The sequence below is a fragment of the Candidatus Binatia bacterium genome, from assembly GCA_026415395.1.
Lineage (GTDB): Bacteria > Desulfobacterota > Binatia > HRBIN30 > HRBIN30 > HRBIN30.
On record JAOAHD010000021.1, the window covers coordinates 51057 to 70113 of the forward strand.

The 19057-nt window shown below is 56.0% G+C and carries 18 protein-coding genes and 8 tRNA genes; 18 read left to right on the plus strand and 8 right to left on the minus strand.

Features of this window, described 5'->3' with window-relative positions; translation table 11 throughout:
- Nucleotides 1-9: 9 nt before the first annotated feature.
- The 4 genes from N3C12_15490 to N3C12_15505 are packed head-to-tail and all read right to left on the minus strand — an operon-like array spanning nucleotide 10 to nucleotide 3927.
- A complete protein-coding gene (locus tag N3C12_15490) occupies nucleotides 10-2235 on the minus strand; it encodes a hypothetical protein (GenBank protein ID MCX8073830.1) in 2226 nt (741 codons plus the stop codon).
- A gap of 16 nt (nucleotides 2236-2251) precedes the next feature.
- Nucleotides 2252-3097 carry a hypothetical protein gene (locus N3C12_15495; GenBank protein ID MCX8073831.1) on the minus strand — a complete coding sequence of 282 codons (846 nt, stop codon included), beginning with the start codon at nucleotides 3095-3097 and terminating at the stop codon, nucleotides 2252-2254.
- Complete coding sequence (locus N3C12_15500) at nucleotides 3078-3425, minus strand: hypothetical protein (protein MCX8073832.1); 348 nt, start codon at nucleotides 3423-3425, stop codon at nucleotides 3078-3080. Before N3C12_15500 ends, N3C12_15495 begins: the two co-directional genes overlap by 20 nt.
- Before the next feature lie 28 nt (nucleotides 3426-3453).
- The gene (locus tag N3C12_15505; GenBank protein ID MCX8073833.1) at nucleotides 3454-3927 is read right to left on the minus strand and encodes a GspH/FimT family protein; all 474 of its coding nucleotides are present in this window, start codon (nucleotides 3925-3927) and stop codon (nucleotides 3454-3456) included.
- Nucleotides 3928-4287: 360 nt separating this feature from the next.
- Here N3C12_15505 and N3C12_15510 point away from each other — a divergent pair, with 360 nt between their 5' ends.
- Together N3C12_15510 and N3C12_15515 are read left to right on the plus strand one after the other, a co-directional pair.
- Nucleotides 4288-4884: a molybdenum cofactor guanylyltransferase gene (locus tag N3C12_15510; protein MCX8073834.1), complete on the plus strand. Its 597-nt coding sequence runs from the start codon at nucleotides 4288-4290 to the stop codon at nucleotides 4882-4884.
- Between the two features lie 94 nt (nucleotides 4885-4978).
- The gene (locus N3C12_15515; protein MCX8073835.1) at nucleotides 4979-5581 is read left to right on the plus strand and encodes a hypothetical protein; all 603 of its coding nucleotides are present in this window, start codon (nucleotides 4979-4981) and stop codon (nucleotides 5579-5581) included.
- A 60-nt stretch (nucleotides 5582-5641) separates the two neighbouring features.
- Here the strand turns inward: N3C12_15515 and N3C12_15520 are convergent, their stop codons facing one another.
- Together N3C12_15520 and N3C12_15525 are read right to left on the minus strand one after the other, a co-directional pair.
- Nucleotides 5642-5932: a hypothetical protein gene (locus N3C12_15520; protein ID MCX8073836.1), complete on the minus strand. Its 291-nt coding sequence runs from the start codon at nucleotides 5930-5932 to the stop codon at nucleotides 5642-5644.
- A 1098-nt stretch (nucleotides 5933-7030) separates the two neighbouring features.
- Nucleotides 7031-7117: transfer RNA gene (locus N3C12_15525), tRNA-Ser, on the minus strand.
- Nucleotides 7118-7481: 364 nt separating this feature from the next.
- Here N3C12_15525 and N3C12_15530 point away from each other — a divergent pair.
- From N3C12_15530 to rpsI, 10 genes are all read left to right on the plus strand, one after another.
- A tRNA-Leu gene (locus N3C12_15530) sits at nucleotides 7482-7565 on the plus strand.
- A gap of 212 nt (nucleotides 7566-7777) precedes the next feature.
- Entirely contained in the window at nucleotides 7778-9154 is a 1377-nt protein-coding gene (gene tig / locus N3C12_15535; GenBank protein MCX8073837.1) for a trigger factor, read from the plus strand.
- Nucleotides 9155-9186: 32 nt separating this feature from the next.
- A complete protein-coding gene (gene clpP / locus N3C12_15540; protein MCX8073838.1) occupies nucleotides 9187-9783 on the plus strand; it encodes an ATP-dependent Clp endopeptidase proteolytic subunit ClpP in 597 nt (198 codons plus the stop codon).
- 7 nt (nucleotides 9784-9790) lie between these two features.
- Entirely contained in the window at nucleotides 9791-11041 is a 1251-nt protein-coding gene (clpX, locus tag N3C12_15545) for an ATP-dependent Clp protease ATP-binding subunit ClpX (protein ID MCX8073839.1), read from the plus strand.
- A gap of 18 nt (nucleotides 11042-11059) precedes the next feature.
- On the plus strand, nucleotides 11060-13507 hold the full coding sequence (gene lon / locus N3C12_15550; protein ID MCX8073840.1) for an endopeptidase La: 2448 nt from the start codon (nucleotides 11060-11062) through the stop codon (nucleotides 13505-13507).
- A 53-nt stretch (nucleotides 13508-13560) separates the two neighbouring features.
- A complete protein-coding gene (locus tag N3C12_15555) occupies nucleotides 13561-13842 on the plus strand; it encodes an HU family DNA-binding protein (protein MCX8073841.1) in 282 nt (93 codons plus the stop codon).
- A 63-nt stretch (nucleotides 13843-13905) separates the two neighbouring features.
- Nucleotides 13906-13977 (plus strand) — tRNA-Val (locus tag N3C12_15560).
- Nucleotides 13978-14014: 37 nt separating this feature from the next.
- Nucleotides 14015-14089, plus strand: a tRNA-Asp gene (locus N3C12_15565).
- Between the two features lie 58 nt (nucleotides 14090-14147).
- Nucleotides 14148-14609, plus strand: a complete 462-nt coding sequence (gene rplM / locus N3C12_15570; protein MCX8073842.1) for a 50S ribosomal protein L13 — start codon at nucleotides 14148-14150, stop codon at nucleotides 14607-14609.
- A complete protein-coding gene (rpsI, locus tag N3C12_15575; GenBank protein MCX8073843.1) occupies nucleotides 14606-15001 on the plus strand; it encodes a 30S ribosomal protein S9 in 396 nt (131 codons plus the stop codon). Before rplM ends, rpsI begins: the two co-directional genes overlap by 4 nt.
- Before the next feature lie 34 nt (nucleotides 15002-15035).
- Here rpsI and N3C12_15580 read toward each other — a convergent pair whose 3' ends face one another.
- Both N3C12_15580 and N3C12_15585 read right to left on the minus strand, forming a co-directional pair.
- The gene (locus tag N3C12_15580; protein MCX8073844.1) at nucleotides 15036-16115 is read right to left on the minus strand and encodes an LptF/LptG family permease; all 1080 of its coding nucleotides are present in this window, start codon (nucleotides 16113-16115) and stop codon (nucleotides 15036-15038) included.
- Nucleotides 16116-16365: 250 nt separating this feature from the next.
- Nucleotides 16366-17568 carry an LptF/LptG family permease gene (locus N3C12_15585; GenBank protein MCX8073845.1) on the minus strand — a complete coding sequence of 401 codons (1203 nt, stop codon included), beginning with the start codon at nucleotides 17566-17568 and terminating at the stop codon, nucleotides 16366-16368.
- Nucleotides 17569-17709: 141 nt separating this feature from the next.
- On the opposite strand from N3C12_15585, the gene N3C12_15590 reads away from it, so the two are divergent.
- The 6 genes from N3C12_15590 to N3C12_15615 all read left to right on the plus strand — a co-directional run.
- Nucleotides 17710-18342 carry an RNA methyltransferase gene (locus N3C12_15590; GenBank protein MCX8073846.1) on the plus strand — a complete coding sequence of 211 codons (633 nt, stop codon included), beginning with the start codon at nucleotides 17710-17712 and terminating at the stop codon, nucleotides 18340-18342.
- 99 nt (nucleotides 18343-18441) lie between these two features.
- Nucleotides 18442-18514, plus strand: a tRNA-Thr gene (locus N3C12_15595).
- Nucleotides 18515-18526: 12 nt separating this feature from the next.
- Nucleotides 18527-18609: transfer RNA gene (locus N3C12_15600), tRNA-Tyr, on the plus strand.
- A gap of 62 nt (nucleotides 18610-18671) precedes the next feature.
- Nucleotides 18672-18744: transfer RNA gene (locus N3C12_15605), tRNA-Gly, on the plus strand.
- Between the two features lie 39 nt (nucleotides 18745-18783).
- Nucleotides 18784-18857 (plus strand) — tRNA-Thr (locus N3C12_15610).
- A 71-nt stretch (nucleotides 18858-18928) separates the two neighbouring features.
- Nucleotides 18929-19057, plus strand: a 129-nt coding sequence (locus N3C12_15615; protein MCX8073847.1) for a GTP-binding protein, incomplete at its 3' end; no start/stop codon positions are given.

Below are 19057 nucleotides of genomic sequence, written 5' to 3' on the forward strand. Positions count from 1 at the left end.
ACAAGCAAATCATAAGAAATCTTCGGTAAATAGGACTTGCTGGACGTACACGAAGCGAGGGGTTAGTGGGGGCAGGTTTGCCGCATTGTTGAAGAATGGGTCGTAGTTCCAATTGCGGGTGGGCGGATCGTAAATATTGCAACCGCTAGTCAGGCTGCCGCCGGTTCCGCACCAGGCTCCGTTCACATGTTGGGGTGTGCCCAAGCTAACAAAGGAACCCCGATAGTAGAAAGTTGCTGAAGACCAGCTTTCATGAAACCGAGGGTAATTTTCGAGGCCGCCGTTATAACTGCCAGCTCGGGTATCGTCCACCCCGGCAAGGAAAGCAGCGTGCACCCAAGTGGTTGTGGCTAAGCGGCTCGCATCGGTGAGCGACTTATTACTTTGGCAATCGTTCATGCAACCGGCGGTATTGAAGTAAGCATTGGAGAGAATATTGATTGTGTCCGCCAAGATGGCTGCGGGTTGCTTCGGTAAGTTGGACGATGGAGCTCCCGGTGCCCCATAAGGGGATGGCGCGTTGTTGCCTTGATTGAAATCCCCTTGCACGTAGATGGCTTGATCGGAGACGACGGTAATTCCGGTCGGGTCCTGGCCCGGCCCCGGGCTGGTCGGAAACCACAAGTTGCGGGAACCGAAAATGCGAACTCCGTAGTTGTTTGCGTTTGCTCCGGAGGCGGGACCGACCACAGTGAAATAGAAGATCAGTCCACCGTCGGATGTGTCTCCGTTATCGAAGAGCTTACTTCCAGCCGGTTGGTAACGGTTCCACTGCAGCAGGTCAGCTACGTTGACATTCAATAGGTACATCCATTTCTTTTCGCGCCAGTTGTAAAAGCCGCCTCGGCGGTAGTCGAGATCGCCGAGCATCCCCGGCCTGCCGCCCGCGCCAACAAAATTATTGCTCCCGTACGTGCGATTGAAGGGGCTCGCATTTAGGGATTGCCCCCCGTTGTTGCAAGCACCTGTTCCCGCTGGACAACCGATGTAACGTGTCGTTGAGTAACCAGTGCCTGACGCGTTCAACTGCGGGTAGCAGGACGGGTTGGTGTTATTGCAATTGGGCGCAGTGTTGCTGCACGTGCACGTCGTGCCGCCCGAGAGCTGAAAACCGGTAACGGGCACCTCGGTGTAGAAAATGGGTCGTGTTCCCGCTAGCGGGCCTGTGAGGCTGGAGGGCGCTCCGTTTGCATAAACACCGCCTGTCAGTGGGTCAGACATAAAAGCCCAGAGCAGAGCGGTTTTCGTTGCATCTTGATTCCCGTTGGCATCTTGTACTTCGATGCGCGCGGGAAGCAGTGGGCCTCCCGGTAATTGCCCGGGACTATTGAGAACTAGGGCGATCCGTAGATCGGCTCGCGACCAGAACACGCCGGTCCCCTGTGGAGGCCGGCTGATGATTCCTGGTTGGGGCACAGAGATGCTCTCCATGCCTGATACAATGCTGCCTTTCCATTGTGCCAAAGTTGCCGATGGGACTTCAGAAGTTGCACTACCCGCGCAGGGCAGCGTCAAGGGATCCAGATCTCCAAGTGGTGCGGCCACATCTTCCAACTTGTCGATGATCACGGTGCCTTGGCAAATGGGTTGATCTTTCCTTCCGCGGAAAATCTTCCCTCGCGCAGAAACTTGCACAGTGGTCACGCCGTTAGAAGGGTCATCTTCGATTATTAGGGTGTTTCCAGAGCCGAGGTAAAGGTTACCGTTTGTGTGGACGCGCCCCCGCAAATTCATGTTCGGCCCAGGTAGAATTTCGAGATCTCGCTCATAGAACGCAACGAATTGAAATAGGGGAATGTTACCGACCAGGAACTCGGCGCCGATCGACGCTTCTTCGTCGGCGTTCGCAATATTCTTCGCCTTGGCCCGTACGGTGTAGCCATATTCGAGCGAGTTCAAGCCGGCGAAGAGCTGCCCGGCCGGGATGGTGATGCTTTTGGGGTTCCCAGCCTTTTCCACAAGCTGGTAGACGACGTCGCGGTTCGCCCAGGTCATCGACCGGGGGCTGAAGTCAGAACCAGCGGGAACCTGGTAATCGAGAAACTTCTGCTTGAATTCTCCCATGCCCCGATTAAGCGCGGACTCCGCGGCATGGAAGCCGACGATGCTTTGGGCAAACGATCCCTGGAGCTGGGTGTCCACGACTACTTTTGACGCGAGCGTCGCAACAAGTGCAGACAAGAAGAACAAGGCGATTAAGATGCCGAGAAGCGCAAGGCCCTTTTGTGATTTCATGGGATGCACTTCCCCCTCACGGCAGAAGGTTCCGTGGTTTGATGTTCACGCTGGCCTCCCTCGTTAGAAATGCGTTAGTTGGACCACGCCGGTCAGAGCGGACTCTGATTTCAGCGATCACTTGCTCCACCAGGCGCCATTCGTCCTCGTTGGCGGGTAGATCGACGTTATCGCAGGGGGGGCAATTCCGCCGAAGCTGGTAACGAAAACTGAGTTTTTCAACACCAACAGCAAAGGGTTGGGCTGGCTGCACCCCGACCTGTAGCATCAACTCAGGTGTGTCGCCCCACGGGGCCGCCCAGTGGTTGATGAAGTAGCGACGCTCATCGATGGCGTAGACCCCCGCCCCGGCTGCGTAATCCACCGAGAAGCTTGTGGTTTTGGTAAGGCGGGAGTTTACTTGATCGACGGCGGTGACTGTGAAGTAGTCTCCACTGCCGGCCGGACCTCTGATGTAGGCTCGGCCACCGACAGTGAAGCCGTCCACGGATTCTACCGGGATCGTGTTGCTATTGCGCGGCAAGGCCTGGGTGGTAGTCGTGCGAATGCATGACAGGTCGCTGCGCACCTGGCCCGTACGAATCCAGATGGAGTCCTCGTCGCCGTCATTCGTGCCATCCAGGGCAATAAAGTCACCAGTTACAGGGAGACAGGCCCCTGCCAGACGGATGTCGCGGATTAAAGTATCCAGTACAGCACGGAGGTTGATGGAGGCGTCAGTTAAGAGTTCTTGTTGGGTTGCGGTTCGCCGCGTGGCGGAAAGCAATCCCGAACTCACGCTCACCGCGAGGACGGTAACTGTCACTGCGACGAGTAGTTCGAGCAAGGAATTGCCGTTCTGGTTAGCGGCGTATTTTCGCATAAGCCGTAGAAACCGTTACTTGCTGTGGCCCTCTAGGATCGGTCCACGTTACATTGACGGCGATTGTCTTCGTCTGCGGTGCTGCCGCGTCGTTACTGACGGTGGTAGCAATCGTATACACCGTCGTGCCGACAGTTTCCGTCCGAGACTTAGGGGACAGTTGGTCGTAGTCTGCAGCTCGCATCGCTTCGAGCTCCTGCTCGGCGAGTGTGTAGGCGTACGTGCGTTGGTGTGCCCAGGTCGTGCGCCGGATGTGATCGGTGAGAAAGGACCCAACCGCAGCTAGAACGATGGCAAACAGCCCTAGAGAGGCCATTGCCTCTGCCAACGAAGCTCCGCGCTGGCGTTTCGCACGATCAGTATTCCTTGTATGCTTGACCAGATGGCCACACCGAGATCGCATGGGACGAACCTCTTGTATCGCCGAAGTACGTGAACAGGACGTAAGGGTTGTCCAGATCTGTGAAGGCGATTTGCAGCCCCCGCGTGTTGAACTTTAGATGTGACCCGGTATCCGTATTCATCCACCAGCTTACTCCCGGGGGTAAAACGACATCGCGGAGCACCTGATCCAGAACCCAGGAATTCCCACTTAGTTTGAGGCGTCGGACCTGGTAACGGTTGCTCGCGACACGATGGACGCAGACGTGGCTACCGGTGACAATGGCTTTGGCGCGCGCAAACCTGACGTCGCTGAGGAATTGTTCGACGGCCTGGTTTGTGCGGGCCGGCAAGAGTTCGATCCGAGGCAACGCTGTGAGCAGCAGTACGCCGATGATGGCGATGTACGTCACCAGTTCGACGAGCGAAAAGCCATGAGCTGAGCGCATCAATACGCTGGCTTCGCAATCTTCGTTCCACTGGGTAAAGCGACATTAGCCCCATCACGGCTAGTCTGAGCAGGAAAAATAGAGTGGCGTTTAGTTAACGCATGGTGACCACTTGTCGGTAGCAGAGCGAAAGTTACGCACTCGACGGCGCGGTGCTCCTCGCTTGGTCGGATCTGTCTTCGTCCCTCGGGGATCCGGGGCCTGGGCACGTTGCGGTCTTAGCTATGCGAGGTTCTCTGTGCGGGTAGTTGCAGCATCAAGGGGACTCGATTCGGGGGTGTTGTACTTGACTGCTCTCGTGCGCCGCCGTATGGTTCCCACCATCTGGCGATCCAAGGGATTCACAGCCGCAGGGGTAGCATGCGCATTAGTTGCGTTAGCGCGGTAATTCTGGCTGGGGGCCGCAGCAGCCGGATGGGTGGGTTGGACAAGGCATTCATGCGCGTGGGCGGAAAGCCTGCCATAGAACGCACCGTTGGGCTTCTCCAGGAGTTGTTTGAAGAGATCATCGTGGTGACAAACAACCCTGAGAAGTACGCTCGCTTGTGCGGTGTCCATTTGACGCGAGACGTCTTCCTAGGCAAGGGGCCATTGGCTGGTTTCCATGCCGGGCTTGCCCGGGCTCGTTACCCCTACTGCTTTGTCGTGGCATGCGACATGCCGTTCCTAAGGCGAGAGCCGATCACTTTTCTTCACTCGCTTACCAGGGGCTTCGATGCCGTGGTGCCCGTTTGGGAAGGGGACGTTGAGCCATTGCACGCATTTTACGCAACAAGACTGGTGGACTTGGCGGGATCACTGCTGACCTCCGGCTCCTATGGCCTGAGATCGCTACTCTCCCGAATTACGGTTAGATACGTGGATGAGGAAGAAATGCGTGCGGTTCCCGGATCGGAAGAAGCTTTTCGAAACGTCAACACGCCCGCAGACGCACTCCGCTACGCAGTGGAGTTGTGATCTACGCGCACAACAAGCAAAAGCGGTGAGTGGCTCCGTCGCCAGTGAATCGAAACTCCGTCGCGCTCGAATCTCTCAACGTACTGGTTGGCCTATGACCAAGGATGAGGTATTGCGGAAAACTCTGGAGGATTGGACCTCGGGGCTTGGGCCCGTGGAGGCGCGAATTCAGCTGTTTGAGAGAATTCGCGAGATTCCATACGCGTATCCAGCGAGCCGGGATCCTATTACGGTACTTGAGAGTGGTAGGGGCTCAGGTTCGGGTAAGCATTATTTGTTGGGGGAATTATTTAGGCTCCTCGGGCTTCAGGTGAGGAACATGCTTTGCACCCACCGATTCAACGAGTCGGCCATCGGGTTCCCCGAGCACCTCCAAACGATGCTCGAGAAAAACGAAATTGTTGACGTCCATGACTACCTCCAAGTCTCCATCGATGGAAGGTGGATCGACGTCGATGCTACATGGCCGGTAGCCCTGCGTGAATTCGGTTTCCCTGTGAACGATGAATGGGATGGGATTTCGCCGATGCTTTTAAGTGTGGCTCCCGAGGAGGTCATTGTGGTGCGCGGCGATCCGGAAAAGGCCAAGGAGGAGTTGTTATCCAGGTGGACTCCGCGGCAGCGCCAGCTTCGAAAGCAGTTTCTCGAAGCTTTAAGCAGGTGGGTGGAAGAACTTTATAGCGAAGGTTCACGCTGAGCGCCTGGATGGAGCAGTTCGTCGGAGGCTGACCACTTCAGGTGCCAGCCATCTGGGCGTTTACTCGGTGTCGAGGTACTCCTTGGGGCGCTCGCGCGGGGGCTCGCGGTGCCGAGGCGGCTTGTAGTTACGCCAGAAGCGGCGTGTCTTTTCGTAGTCGTAACCCGTACCGGGGGGTTGCCACATTCGGAAGCGGGACGTCTTGCTTGGAGGTGGCAGTCCTTCATCTAACTCGCGTCCCGACTCGGTCTCCTCGGTGAATGCCTTCGCAGTGTGCTCGACCAGCCCTGGAAGAGAAAGGAGCGCGACAACCATTCCCAACGCTATGAGGATACGATGGGTTCCCTTCATTGTGGCAGCAAAGGTAGTCTGCTGTGCCCACGTTCTCCAGTCGCGCTTTCCCCTCGAGCCGGCGTTGCGGGGCGCGACTAGCGCGTAGATCACGGAGCGTGACCCGAGAGTTGTATTACGGTTCGGTTTTCGGTTACGTTGTTTGGGACCATGGGTTCGACGCAACCGTCTTCGATTCTGAACGGATTTTTCGTCGTGTCGTGCGCGTCTTGCGGGGCCGAGATTTTGACGTTTCTTGACCTCGAGAACGGAGAACCCGTACGCCGCTGCCTGCAGTGCGGCCGCCGTGCTCCAGAACCGTTCTTGAGAGAAGTAGAGCAGTGGCAGGCGTCAACGTGGCTTCCAAACGCACGGATGGAGAGCAACTGCTGCCGCAAGCAGCGTGGCCGGTGCGGTAGCGCGACCTAAAGGTTGGAAGCAACGCGTTGCAAGGCGCGCTCTCGACCGAGAGGAAGGATTCTAGTGACGCAGTGCTCTTGCGGTCTTGCAAGAGGTATTGCAGGGCGGTCACGGCAGCACCCTTAGGTTGTGATCCCACGGGTGATTTTTTTTTAAGTTGCGGTTGGCACGACCTTTTCTAGTCCGTCCGGATAAATAGCGGGTGATCTACGAGGCGACGCTGAGGGAGGGACTAGGCCGTGACAGTTTTCACTGCTTACGAAGTTGAGAGCGGGTGTGCGAGCTTGGGCAACATGCACGAGGGTGCTCTAGAAGAAGGGGGCCTCTCTGCTGCCGACGTGACGGGTGTTCGTGCGTTGATGTTGGCGGTGTTGGAGGACGGTCTTCGAGCGTTCCTAAGCCGGTCACGCTTGTTATCGATGGAAGCTGAGCATTGGCTCTTTTCCCCGTGCCGTCGGTCCCCGTTCTCGTTTTTGGTCCTCTGCGACGTGTTTGGCCTTGATGCTGACGCGCTCCGGAAACGATTAGTGACGCTTCGGGGGAATGGCGCGTCCCCCCGTGATCTCATCCCTCGTGTCCGGCGGAACGTGCGGAGCGTTACGCATGTCCGGATGAACCGAAAGCGCAAGCGAAATCGAGTGGTTGCTGAGCGAAATCGAGTTGTTGCTGGTTGATGATGCTGCGGCAGAGCTTGTGAGGCGGAGAGGGGGGGATTCGAACCCCCGGACCCTTGCGGGTCACACGATTTCGAGTCGTGCCGTTTCAACCGGGCTCACGCACCTCTCCATAGGATCAACCGAAAGGAGAAGCTCAGATAGCCTTTCGGCTCTAGCTGCGCAAATCAAGTGCGTCGGCACGGGGGCATGGTCCAAGCTGCCGCCTCTTTGTGCTTCCTAGCCACGATCCCGCTATCCTGCGGGGGACTCGAGTACTCGTGGTGCGATGCAAGTAGCCGATATATTCTGTTAAAGAGAGCTGTGTTGAAATGGTTGGCGAGACGAGCCAACCACGGATCTCGGCCAGTAGCCGCTGGCGAATTATTTTTTCTTGCGTGGTTCTCAAGACGTTTGCTAACCAAGCATCATAACGGTGGGCGCGGTGCTTCTCGGTTTGAGTCGAGTCAGCCCATCAGGGTGGCACTGAGCGTTGTGCGAGAGTGGCGGAATTGGCAGACGCGCTAGACTTAGGATCTAGTGGGCTTGGTCCCGTGGGGGTTCGAGTCCCCCCTCTCGCAGTGGCAGGCATGATGAAGCGGTTCGCCGTATAAGTTTTGTCGTGATGCGATCGTAGTGCCTCGCGGGCGCGACAACCGGTCGAATCGTCGTCTTGATTTGAGATTACAGAGTTCGACTTGTAGCGGCTGAGGAGAACGCGGCGCATGTGGGCGATTGAAACTCAGTTGGACGGCTGCTTTGGGTGCGAGGAAAAAGTAAGGCTTTGGCGACGATGCAAGAGGCTCGTAGAAAAGATGCTCAGGACCAGCAGTTGACTTGTTCGATCGAGGAAATCGATCCGGTCCACGTGCGTGTGAAGGTGAAGATCCCAGCAGAGCGGGTCGATGCAGCAATTCAGGGTGAATTTGCATCCCTCGCGCGCACCGCGCGAGTTCCCGGATTTCGCCCCGGGCGAGTGCCGAAGGAGCTACTCGAGAAGCGATTTTGGCCCTTGGTTCGGGATGCGGTGCAGAGGGAGCTTGTCTCTGAGTCATTTGCGCAGGCGATCAAGGGCAAGAAGTTCCGCCCGACGGGTGCTTTCGAACTTGAGCAGGTGTCACTGAAGCCGGGTGAGCCGTTAGTGTACTCCGCGCTCGTGGAGGTCTTACCAGATATAGGAAAAGTTGAGTACGCGGGTTTGGAGATTGAGCTCCCACCCATGCAAGTAACTGAGGAGGAGGTGGAAGCGGTTTTGGGTCACTTGCAAACGCAGCACACGACGCTGATTCCGGTAGAGGAGTCGAGGCCAATTCAGGCAGGTGATGTGGTTGAGGTTACCTTCCTGGATTCGCGTGACCGCAGGGGTGTGGCGCCGCGTAAGAGACTTTTTTGGCTCCATGACGCGGACCCGAAGAGGCCGTTGAGTCAGTTGTTGGGGAGTAGGGTTGGGGAATGCGTTGAAATCTCTCTGGACTCTTCTTCGCCGCAGCGTGCGTCTGCTGAAGACGAGGAGCTCCGCTCCCAGCGGGAGCGCGTGCGGGTTGATGCCATTTACGAGCGTAGGATCCCTACGCTTGATGATGATTTTGCGAAGACGGTGAGCACGAGTAGTGAGACGTTGGAGGACTTGCGGTCGGAAATTCGCGTGCAGCTCAGGGCGAGAATGGAGCGGGAAAGGGAGTTGCTGCTTCGAAGCCGCTTGCGACTAGCATTAGCAGAGGCCAACGCCAGTGTTCGTGTGCCGCCGAGTCTTTTACGACGAGAGACTGAGTTACTTGTAAAGCGTTACCTGACCAACGTGCGGCTTCCGCCGGAGAGATTCGAAAACTTTTTACAGCGCAATCCCGATGTTGCGGACGCGTTGCAGCGAGAGGCGTACATCCGGGTGGCCTCAGACATTTTACTTCTGGCGCTGGCCGAGCAAGAGGGACTGCAGGTCACTGAAACTGAGTTAGAAGAGTTCATCGATCGTTTGGCAGAACGCTCGGGTGAGGAGGCTGCCCGTGTTCGAGCGTATTATTCGGCTCCTGCCCAGCGCGAGGAGTTGAAACGGGAACTCCTTAGCCAACGCGCGCTGGAGTTGGTGAGGCAGCGCGCTCAGATTCGAGAGCAAGACATCCGAGAGCGAGCGGAAGACACCCAGATTGCTGACCAGGAGGGAAACGGCTAGCATCCATGGCGTTTCCGGTGTACGCAGAAGTTATGAATTTGGTTCCGATCGTTGTGGAACAAACAGGGCGAGGGGAACGTGCATACGATATCTACTCACGGCTCCTGAAGGAACGTATTGTGTTCCTCGGCTGCCCCATCACAGACGACGTTGCGAACCTGGTGATCGCTCAGATGCTATTCCTGGAGTCGGAAGACCCGGAGCGAGAGATCATGTTCTACATCAACTCGCCGGGCGGGTCGGTTACTGCTGGCTTAGCGATCTACGACACGATGCAGTACATTCGCCCCGATGTTGCCACGTATTGTGTTGGGCAGGCAGCGAGTATGGCCGCGTGGCTTTTGGCAGCGGGAGCGAAGGGTAAACGGTTTATTTTGCCGCACGCCCGCGTGATGATACACCAGCCCCTCGGGGGCATTGGTGGTGCGGCTGCAGATATTGATATCCAGGCGCGCGAGATCTTGCGAATCCGTGAACAGCTAAATCAAATCCTGGTGAAGCACACCGGACAAAGCTTGAAACGGATCGAGAGGGATACGGACCGCGATTTGTTCTTAACGAGTCACCAGGCGGTCGAGTATGGTATCGCAGATGAGGTGATGGTACGCAGGTCGAACATGCGGGTGTGAGGTTACTATGGCAAAGCACGACGACCGGAATGGAAATTTAGTCTGTTCTTTTTGCGGGAAGAGCCAAGACGAGGTCCGTAAGCTTATTGCCGGTCCAACAGTCTATATCTGCGATGAGTGTATTGACCTTTGCAACGACATTATCGCGGAGGAGTGTGACCATGAAGAGGGCCTGGTTTCCTCCTCATCCGTACCGAAGCCAGCTGATATTAAGCGCGTGTTGGACCAGTACGTGATCGGGCAAGAACGAGCAAAGAAGGTGTTGGCCGTTGCCGTACACAACCACTATAAGCGGATCGATAGCCAGTTTGTCAGTGGTGATGTCGAGCTGCAGAAGTCGAACATATTGCTGATCGGTCCAACGGGCTCCGGTAAGACGCTTCTGGCGCAGACCTTGGCCCGGTTTCTTCAGGTTCCATTCACAATAGCAGATGCGACCAGCTTAACTGAGGCCGGGTACGTCGGCGAGGACGTGGAAAACATCATCCTAAGCTTGCTCCAGAATGCCGACTACGACGTGGAGAAAGCTCAGCGAGGAATCGTTTACATTGACGAGATCGACAAGATTTCAAGAAAAGGTGACAACCCTTCAATTACCCGCGACGTTTCCGGTGAGGGTGTTCAGCAGGCACTGCTCAAGATCATCGAGGGTACGACAGCCAGTGTACCTCCAAAAGGCGGGCGCAAGCATCCTCAACAGGAGTTTCTGCAAGTCGACACGACAAACATCTTGTTCATCTGTGGTGGAGCTTTTGTCGGTCTTGAGGAGATTATTCGGCGTCGGATCGGCATGAAGGGTTTAGGATTTGGGGCAGATGTCCGCCGGAGGGATGAAAAGAGCGTGAGTGAGTTGCTGCATGAGGTGCAGACAGAAGATTTACTTAAGTTTGGATTGATCCCCGAATTCGTAGGGCGCCTTCCAGTGATAGCGACGTTGGAGGAGCTGGGGGAGCAGGACCTGGTCCGCATCCTGAAGGAACCGAAGAACGCCCTCGTAAGGCAGTATCAGAAGCTGTTTGAAATGGAGGGTGTGCACCTGAAGTTTACGGACGGAGCTCTTGTGGCGATTGCACGCGAGGCGTTGAAGCGCAAGTCGGGGGCGCGAGGTCTCCGAGCTATTCTTGAGAATACGATGTTGGACATTATGTACGAGATCCCCTCGCAGCCAGCGATCAAGGAAGTCCTGATTTCCGAGGAGGTGATTACGAAAGGCGAGCCTCCCATTGTTTTGTATCAAAAGGCGGCGGAGACAGCCTGAGGTAAGGTTCAATCGAGTATGCTTTTTCGTAGTGATAAGAAGGACGGCCCACCAATGACGCGTGTCCCGCTGTTGCCGTTGCGCGACATCATCGTGTTCCCGCACATGGTCGTGCCGCTATTCGTTGGCCGCCAAAAGTCGATCCGAGCCCTGGAAGAGGCGATGGGTGGGTCAAAACTTATCCTCTTGGCCGCGCAACGTGATGCGAAAACGAACGATCCATCGGAAAACGACATCTATCCTATGGGCACGGTTGGCTCCATCGTGCAAATGCTTCGATTGCCCGATGGCACCGTGAAAGTCTTGATTGAGGGAAAGCGGCGCGCGCGCATTCAGCGCTTTTTGCCCCAGTCGGACTTTTTGCTTGTAGAGGTCGAGGAGATCGAGGAACGGTGGGAAAAGAGCACCGAAATTGAAGCGCTGTTACGCTCGGTGATTTCGACGTTTGAAGTATACCTAAAGTACAACAAGAAGATCCCGCCAGAGATGTTCAGTTCCATCTCGTCGATCGATGATCCGTCGCGTTTAGCGGATACGATCGTGGCCCATCTCGGGGTGAAGTTAGAAGACAAGCAGAGTTTGCTCGAAACGACGGACCCAGCGGAACGGCTGGAAAAGGTTTTGGGCCTGCTTCGTTCGGAAATTGAGATCTTGGAGGTCGAGAAACGGATCCGCACGCGTGTCAAGAAACAGATGGAGAAGAGCCAAAAGGAGTATTACCTGAACGAGCAAATGCGTGCGATTCAGAAAGAACTTGGCGAAAAGGACGAGTTTCGCACCGAGATCCAGGAGTTGGAGGAGAAGATTAAGCAAAAGAAGCTATCTGCGGAGGCGCGCGATAAGGTAGAGCGTGAGCTGAAGAAGCTCAAAATGATGTCGCCGATGTCCGCCGAGGCCACTGTGGTGCGAAATTACATCGATTGGATCTTATCTCTCCCGTGGCACGAGTACACGGAAGATAAGCTGGACATCGCCGAGGCGGAGAGGGTTTTGGAGGAGGACCATTACGGTTTAGAAAAAGTCAAGGAGCGGATTCTCGAGTACCTCGCAGTGCAGGCGTTGGTTGGGCAGACAAATAAAGGTCCCATCTTGTGCTTGGTGGGCCCGCCCGGGGTTGGGAAGACCTCGCTGGGGAAGTCGATCGCCAGAGCGACGGGGCGAAAGTTTGTCCGTGTATCGTTAGGTGGTGTGCGCGACGAGGCGGAGATTCGTGGGCACCGACGCACATACATCGGAGCTTTGCCTGGAAAGATTATTCAGAGCATGAAGAAAGCTGGGTCGTGCAACCCGGTTTTTCTGCTCGATGAAGTCGATAAGATGTCGACGGACTTTCGTGGTGACCCCTCGTCGGCGCTGCTCGAGGTTCTCGATCCAGAGCAGAATTCGGCGTTCAATGATCATTATCTGGATGTCGACTATGACCTATCCCGAGTCATGTTCATTACGACAGCGAACACGTTAGAGCGAATTCCGCGGCCGCTGCAGGATCGCATGGAGGTGATCCGGATACCGGGATACACGGATATTGAGAAGCTAAACATTGCAAGGAAGTATCTCGTTCCGAAGCAGCGCGAGGCGAACGGGCTCTCGGAGGAAAACCTGGAAGTCTCTGACAACGCGCTTTTGGGGATTATCCACCATTACACAAAGGAAGCTGGCGTGCGTGGGTTGGAGCGAGAGATCGCGACAATCTGCCGAAAGGCCGCTGTGGAAGTGTTGCGGTCGAGCCGTAAGGCCAAGGTGGTCGTAACGGCAAAGAATCTTCATCGATTTTTGGGACCGCCGAAGTATCGTTTGAACAAGGTTGATGACCAGCAACGGATCGGAGTTGCCACCGGGCTGGCATGGACGGAGTTCGGCGGTGAGTTGTTGGCAATCGAAGTCACTGTCATGCCCGGGAAGGGTAAGCTCATCATTACGGGTCGGCTTGGTGATGTGATGCAGGAATCTGCTCATGCGGCGATGAGTTATGTTCGATCCAGAGCGATCGAGCTTGGGCTGGCGAGTGACTTTTACCAGAACGTGGATGTTCACATCCATGTTCCAGAGGGAGCGACTCCGAAGGACGGGCCTTCTGCAGGTATTACGATGGCGACTGCAATGGTGTCTGCGCTGACGAAAATACCCGTTCGCAATGATGTGGCGATGACGGGCGAAGTCACGCTTCGGGGTCGAGTGCTCCCCATTGGAGGATTAAAGGAAAAAGTGCTTGCCGCACATCGCGCGGGGATCAGAGTAGTTTTGATCCCGAGCGAGAACGAGAAAGATACACGGGAGATCCCGCCGCAAGTTCTTCGTTCTGTGGAATTACGGCTGGTCCATCACATGGACGAGGTTTTACGCCAGGCCCTCGTGTTGGAAGAGCCGGAAAGTTTCCTAAGCGGGGAGTGGTCACAGGGAGGAGAGTCATCCGGAATTCGTCCGGGGCCCGCGGATGCGGTGTTGACGGTCGGCGCAATTTCTTGACAGGTCGAACATGGCTCATTAAGGAAGGTGGCCTTGCGTTTACGGGAGTGCTCATGACAAAGGCGGAGTTGATTGAGTCGGTTGCAAGCAAGGTTGACCTTCCTCGCGCGTTGGCAGAGAAGGTCGTTAACGTTCTCTTTGATGACATTGTTGCAGCTTTGCGCCAGGGCGAGAAGGTGAATATCTCAGGATTTGGGACTTTTGCAGTTTCAACAAGAAAGGCGAGAACAGGTAGAAATCCGAAAACTGGAGAGACGATTGAGATTGCCGCATCCCGTTCGGCAAAGTTTAAAGCAGGGAAACAGTTGCGAGATTCGCTCAACGCAGCCACATAAGGAACCGACCTGAGTTTGGCACGGCGTTTTGGGAATCCGGACGGGCTGCGGTCTGGGTGATGCGGGCGGTTAGCTCAGCGGGAGAGCATCGGCCTTACAAGCCGGGGGTCATCCGTTCAAATCGGATACCGCCCAGGTTGAGCTGGGGTGAATGTTTGCGGAATGGCTATTTGGGGTGGTAGTTCAGCACGGTTAGAACGCCGGCCTGTCACGTCGGAGGTCGCGGGTTCAAGTCCCGTCCACCCCGTTTTCCATCTTAAGATGTTGCCGCAAAAAAGACGCTCTAGAAGAAGGATAGATGGTTTATGCGCAAGACCATGGTGGTTTCGGAAGAGACAGCGTTAGCGCAAAGGGGCTGGGTCCTGATCGACGCCAAAGACCAAATATTGGGCCGTGTGGCGAGCTTGGCAGCCCAGCTCGTGCGAGGGAAGCATAAACCCATTTTTCAGCCGTGGACTGATGCCGGGGATTTTGTAGTCATAATCAACGCGGGAGAGGTTCGACTGACTGGGGGGAAGTGGCGCAAGAAAGAGTATGTGCGACACACCGGTTATCCAGGTGGCGTGCGGGTGCGAACAGCGCTGGAACAGAAGCTGCTCAAGCCGGAGGAGATGTTGCGTTGTGCCATTGAGGGGATGTTGCCGAAAAACCGCTTGGGGCACCAGTTGGCCTCGAAGGTGAAAATTTATGCTGGTCCGACCCACCCTCATGAGGCGCAGAAACCTGTGCCCTTGGCGGTGGCTGTAAAAAAGAAGGTGGTGCAATGAGCGACTTGGAGCGTTATGCGGCAACAGGTCGGCGGAAAACCGCGGTTGCCCGAGTCCTATTGGTTCCGGGGCAAGGTAGCGTGGTTGTCAACGGGCGGCCGTGGGAGCAGTACTTTCCCCGCCCGACATCCCGAATGATTATCTTGCAGCCATTTGAGTTAACCGAGACTGCGGGGCAGTTTGACGTGATTGCGAATGTGCGGGGAGGAGGTCTGGCGGCACAGGCCGAGGCAGTTCGACACGGTGTGACACGGGCTTTGCTTGCTTACAATCACGATCTTCGCCCAGCTTTAAAGAAAGCAGGCTTCATCAGGCGAGACCCCCGCGAGGTAGAGCGGAAGAAGTACGGTCGCCACAAGGCGAGGAAACGTCCTCAGTACTCTAAGCGGTGAAGCACCGCTGACGATGAAGGAAACAAACTATCCTTTATCGTATCAGAAAAGCAAGACCGGCTCCTGCGTAGGTTAGGTTTGTTAGCCAAGCGGCAACCGGTGCTGGGAGTGCCCCGGCATGGCCCAGAGACGAGGCGGCACCGGTCATGAGCCAATAACCGAACCCAATTAACGCACTTGCGGCCACACTGGTAGCAAACTGTGTGGGCTGCCTTGCTTGGATATGCAGTGGCAAAAGAGCGAGTACGAGTACTAGTGGAGCGAAGGGAAGGGCAGTTCTCAAGTAAAACTCCACGGAGATTCGCGTTGCAGGTAGGCCGAGGCTTCTTAGCGTAGTGTATTGCCGCCATAGATCGGCGAGAGACAGTTCTTCCGGTTCTCTTTGAACCTCCGCGAATTCCTCGAACCGAGTGGGTAATTTGAGGTAGATCTCGCCTTCAGCCGCTGCGCCATGACCCTCGGTCCTGGAAAAGAGCACACGGCTTTGTTCGCGTGAAACAGTCCATTCTGTTCCCGTCCAACGGACCTCCGGAAAGTAGCGGATCCGCAAGAGTGAGAAATCGCTCGCGAACTCATATAGAGTAACCCCGAGAAGGGTTTGGTTGGAACGATCAACGTAGGAAACGTGGTAAATCCCTTGCGGGCCCCGGAGCCAGATCTCTCGCTCGGCAATGATCTTTTTGCGGTCGCGCTTCTTGATGTCGCGAAGGTTGATTTCTTGTGCAGCACGAGTGCTAGGGGGCACGATGAATTCGGCGAAGAGGAGGTTGCCGAAGCAGAGTAGGGTTGTGGCGGTTAAGAAGGGCTGAGCGATGCGCCCAGGACTCAACCCTGCACTCATGAGCGCAACAATTTCGCGATGGCGCCGGTGGCGAATCAGCGCGAGGACGACGGCAATACTCGCAGCTGCGGGGATCGTTTGATGGACGACGAGAGGAAGTTTGTAAAGGAAATACCAACCAACTGTGGATACGGTGACGTCGTGTTGCAGAATCACGCCTAGGCGCTCGATTAGATCGACCACGATGTACAAGATCGAGGCTCCGAGCAGGGTCACGAACAGAGCCGCGAAATATTCAACGACTAGTAGTTTGAAGATCGTAGACCCCATCATCAGCCTAGCGAGCCGCTCACGGGCAGAGCGTTGGCTTGATCTCGGCAGGTGAGAAACGCTCTTGACGTTCTAGGCGCAGAGCCGCGCCCGGCGCTCCGCAACGGGTGGTGCTTGCGAACAAGTAAACTCATCTTAGGTGACCTGTAACATCTATTGGCTCGCAGGCGAGCTGCAAGGTCCATTCCACCAGACAGGCAATATGTAGCGGCACTCAACGAGGGAGTCCCTAAACTTCACTCTGACTGCCGGCTTAGCTTCGATAGGTGTGCCTGTTGAGCGATGCCAGCTCTTTGCGTGTGAGGCCCTGTCGTCCCCTAGCCAGAGCGGCTGCAATGCATGTACGGATGTTTCCGCTGGCAGGCCCGAGAAAGACGTATCCGGCACTGAGTGCCAAGTTCGGTAGCCAAGCGATACTCGCTGCCAGTGGCCACGAGATCCCCTGCTCAGCAACCGACTCTGCCACGCCACTCAAGGTGTAGTAGGTCAAGAAGCAAAGGGTGGATATGGCGATTCCAGCCGTTGGCGAGAGTTGCCACCGCAGCGAACAAGTGAGTGCCAGAAGGACAAGTACAAAGCAGCTTGCCGGGAGTGCAAAACGGCTGCTGAGCTCTAGGGCCCGTGTCGGAGTGGTTTTATCCCACGGCTGTTTACGAATGCTGTCCAGTAAATCCAGAGATTGTGTCGATTTTAGGTCGATGTTGGCGAGGGTTGAGCTAGAGGTTGCTTGGTTCATGGCCTCAGAGAGATTCCAATCAAACGTCTCAAATGTGCTGAATTCGTAGGCCTCAGTACGACCCTTCCAATTAAACACGGTGCCATCTTCCAAGCGTAGTATGGTACCGGGTTGGGCGGAACCGTCAGCCGAGACGATGTAGCCATTTTTTGCGGTAATCGCTGTCCACCTCCCTGGCGTCCGTTGGTCAACAACGAACACCCCAAGGAGCGTTTTTCCTCGGTCACGAATCTGTTCTGCATAGAGAACGAGACCGGGAATCTGGTTAAAAAATACTTGCTCCTCGATTGCAGCCGTCGCTCGACTGAGTGATAGGGTCGTGAAGTATTCTGTGGTTGCTTGGCGTGTCAGGGGGCGGAGCCCTAACGAAATTACGGATGTACACAAAGCTGCGAATGCGCCGAGGAGCAACAGAGGTCGTAAAAGCAGCCTCGGATTCAGCCCACTCGCTTGCGCGCCGAGGAGCTCGCCGTCTGAGGTCATGCGACCTAGCGCTAGAAACGTGCCGAGCATGGCGCCCATTGGAACAGAGTATTCAAGAAACGAGGGAGCGAGTAATAGGAGAAGATAGGTAACTTCGGCTAAGCCTAAGCCGCGGTTGATTAATAAGCTCATTATCTTTACCAACCGGCCAACCAGTAAGAGAGCGGCCGAGAGCGTAATGCTTGCTATGGTCGGAAAGAGAAGCTGCCGGAAGACATATTTTTGAAAGAGCGCCACGACCCAAAAACGTTAGCCCGCTCCCATCGTAAAGGAAACCCAAGAGCGGAGGAGCCGTATTGGCTCTACCCTGGTCACGCATTGGATGCGTGGCTTGACGCTTGGCCTTCGCGAATCGCCGAACTGCAAGTAGTATTGCCGGTGTACCCGAAGGTGGAGCACTTGGTTCAACGCGCGGAGGCCAAAGGGGTGCGTGTTCGCGCGATTGCTAGGGCTACTGGCGGAATGGGCGGAGATCTCCTCCAATCAGGAGCCCGTGCGAAGCTCAAGCCGTTTCCCTACCGGGACTTAGAGGAGCTGCTGGATGAGGACGGTGCGGGGCTCATCGTCGTTCTCGACCACGTTTTTGATCCCCGGAATTTGGGGGCAGCTGTGCGAGCAGCACTTGCTGCGGGATCTCGTGGGGTCGTGATTCCAAAGGATCGCGCAGCACAGGTAACTCCTGCTGTCGAAGTAGCAGCCGCGGGTGCGTGTGCTCATCTGCCGATTGCGCGGGTGGTTAACGTCAGGCGGGCACTGGACAGCATTCGTGCCATGGACTTTTGGGTTGTGGCGTTAGATCAGCGTGCAGAAGCGAACTTGTTCCGATCCTCCTTGCCCTCACGGCTCGCTCTAGTCGTGGGAGGTGAGGAGGGGCTGTCCCGGCTGGTCCACGAAAGCGTGGATCAAACGGTGCGCATTCCCACGGACCCACGGGTAGAGTCGCTCAATCTTGCGGTGGCCATGAGCATCGCGTGCTTTTGGTGGTCTAAGGACTACCAGCCGTGGTCTTGACACCTGAGAGTGTGTCGGATACACAGGTCGCTTTGCATTTTCCAGAGCCAGGCGTGGTGTCAGGAGGTCCGGATTTGAGGATGCATTTGGAACAAGGAGGCCGATGTAGCTCAACTGGAAGAGCAACTGACTTGTAATCAGTAGGTTGCCAGTTCGAGTCTGGCCATCGGCTCTCGATGCTCAGGGAGAGGTACCCGAGTGGCCAAAGGGAGCAGACTGTAAATCTGCCGGCGTTAGCCTTCGGAGGTTCGAATCCTCCCCTCTCCATGCTAGCTTTCAAAGTTCGTCAGAAGCACAGCGGGAAATAGAACGCGTCATGGTAGGAACAGGCGGGAGTAGCTCAGTTGGCAGAGCATCAGCCTTCCAAGCTGAGGGTCGCGGGTTCGAATCCCGTTTCCCGCTCTTTCCGTTTGTTTCGGTGCCGCTGCGGAGGCGTTTGCTGCCCAGGTAGCTCAGTTGGTTAGAGCACCTCCTTGGTAAGGAGGAGGTCGGCGGTTCGATTCCGCTCCTGGGCTTGCCTGGGAGGTGGGGTTTTCGAGACGATTCCCTTCGGGACTTTCAAACGTTTCAAGTCAAGGAGACAGTGATGGCGAAGCAGAAGTTTGAGCGGAAGAAGCCGCATGTGAATGTGGGGACGATTGGGCACATAGATCATGGGAAGACGACGTTGACGGCGGCGATTACGCGGGTATTGGCGGCGCAGGGGTTAGCGCAG

What these genes read in the sequence shown, in the direction of transcription:
- N3C12_15495 (MCX8073831.1), bottom strand. Translation starts at nt 3,097, where the DNA reads ATGCGAAAATACGCCGCTAACCAGAACGGCAATTCCTTGCTCGAACTA.
- tig (MCX8073837.1), top strand. Translation starts at nt 7,778, where the DNA reads ATGCAAGAGGCTCGTAGAAAAGATGCTCAGGACCAGCAGTTGACTTGT.
- rpsI (MCX8073843.1), top strand. Translation starts at nt 14,606, where the DNA reads ATGAGCGACTTGGAGCGTTATGCGGCAACAGGTCGGCGGAAAACCGCG.
- N3C12_15555 (MCX8073841.1), top strand. Translation starts at nt 13,561, where the DNA reads ATGACAAAGGCGGAGTTGATTGAGTCGGTTGCAAGCAAGGTTGACCTT.
- N3C12_15580 (MCX8073844.1), bottom strand. Translation starts at nt 16,115, where the DNA reads ATGATGGGGTCTACGATCTTCAAACTACTAGTCGTTGAATATTTCGCG.
- N3C12_15490 (MCX8073830.1), bottom strand. Translation starts at nt 2,235, where the DNA reads ATGAAATCACAAAAGGGCCTTGCGCTTCTCGGCATCTTAATCGCCTTG.
- clpX (MCX8073839.1), top strand. Translation starts at nt 9,791, where the DNA reads ATGGCAAAGCACGACGACCGGAATGGAAATTTAGTCTGTTCTTTTTGC.
- N3C12_15510 (MCX8073834.1), top strand. Translation starts at nt 4,288, where the DNA reads ATGCGCATTAGTTGCGTTAGCGCGGTAATTCTGGCTGGGGGCCGCAGC.
- N3C12_15505 (MCX8073833.1), bottom strand. Translation starts at nt 3,927, where the DNA reads ATGCGCTCAGCTCATGGCTTTTCGCTCGTCGAACTGGTGACGTACATC.
- N3C12_15520 (MCX8073836.1), bottom strand. Translation starts at nt 5,932, where the DNA reads ATGAAGGGAACCCATCGTATCCTCATAGCGTTGGGAATGGTTGTCGCG.
- clpP (MCX8073838.1), top strand. Translation starts at nt 9,187, where the DNA reads ATGAATTTGGTTCCGATCGTTGTGGAACAAACAGGGCGAGGGGAACGT.
- rplM (MCX8073842.1), top strand. Translation starts at nt 14,148, where the DNA reads ATGCGCAAGACCATGGTGGTTTCGGAAGAGACAGCGTTAGCGCAAAGG.
- lon (MCX8073840.1), top strand. Translation starts at nt 11,060, where the DNA reads ATGCTTTTTCGTAGTGATAAGAAGGACGGCCCACCAATGACGCGTGTC.
- N3C12_15515 (MCX8073835.1), top strand. Translation starts at nt 4,979, where the DNA reads ATGACCAAGGATGAGGTATTGCGGAAAACTCTGGAGGATTGGACCTCG.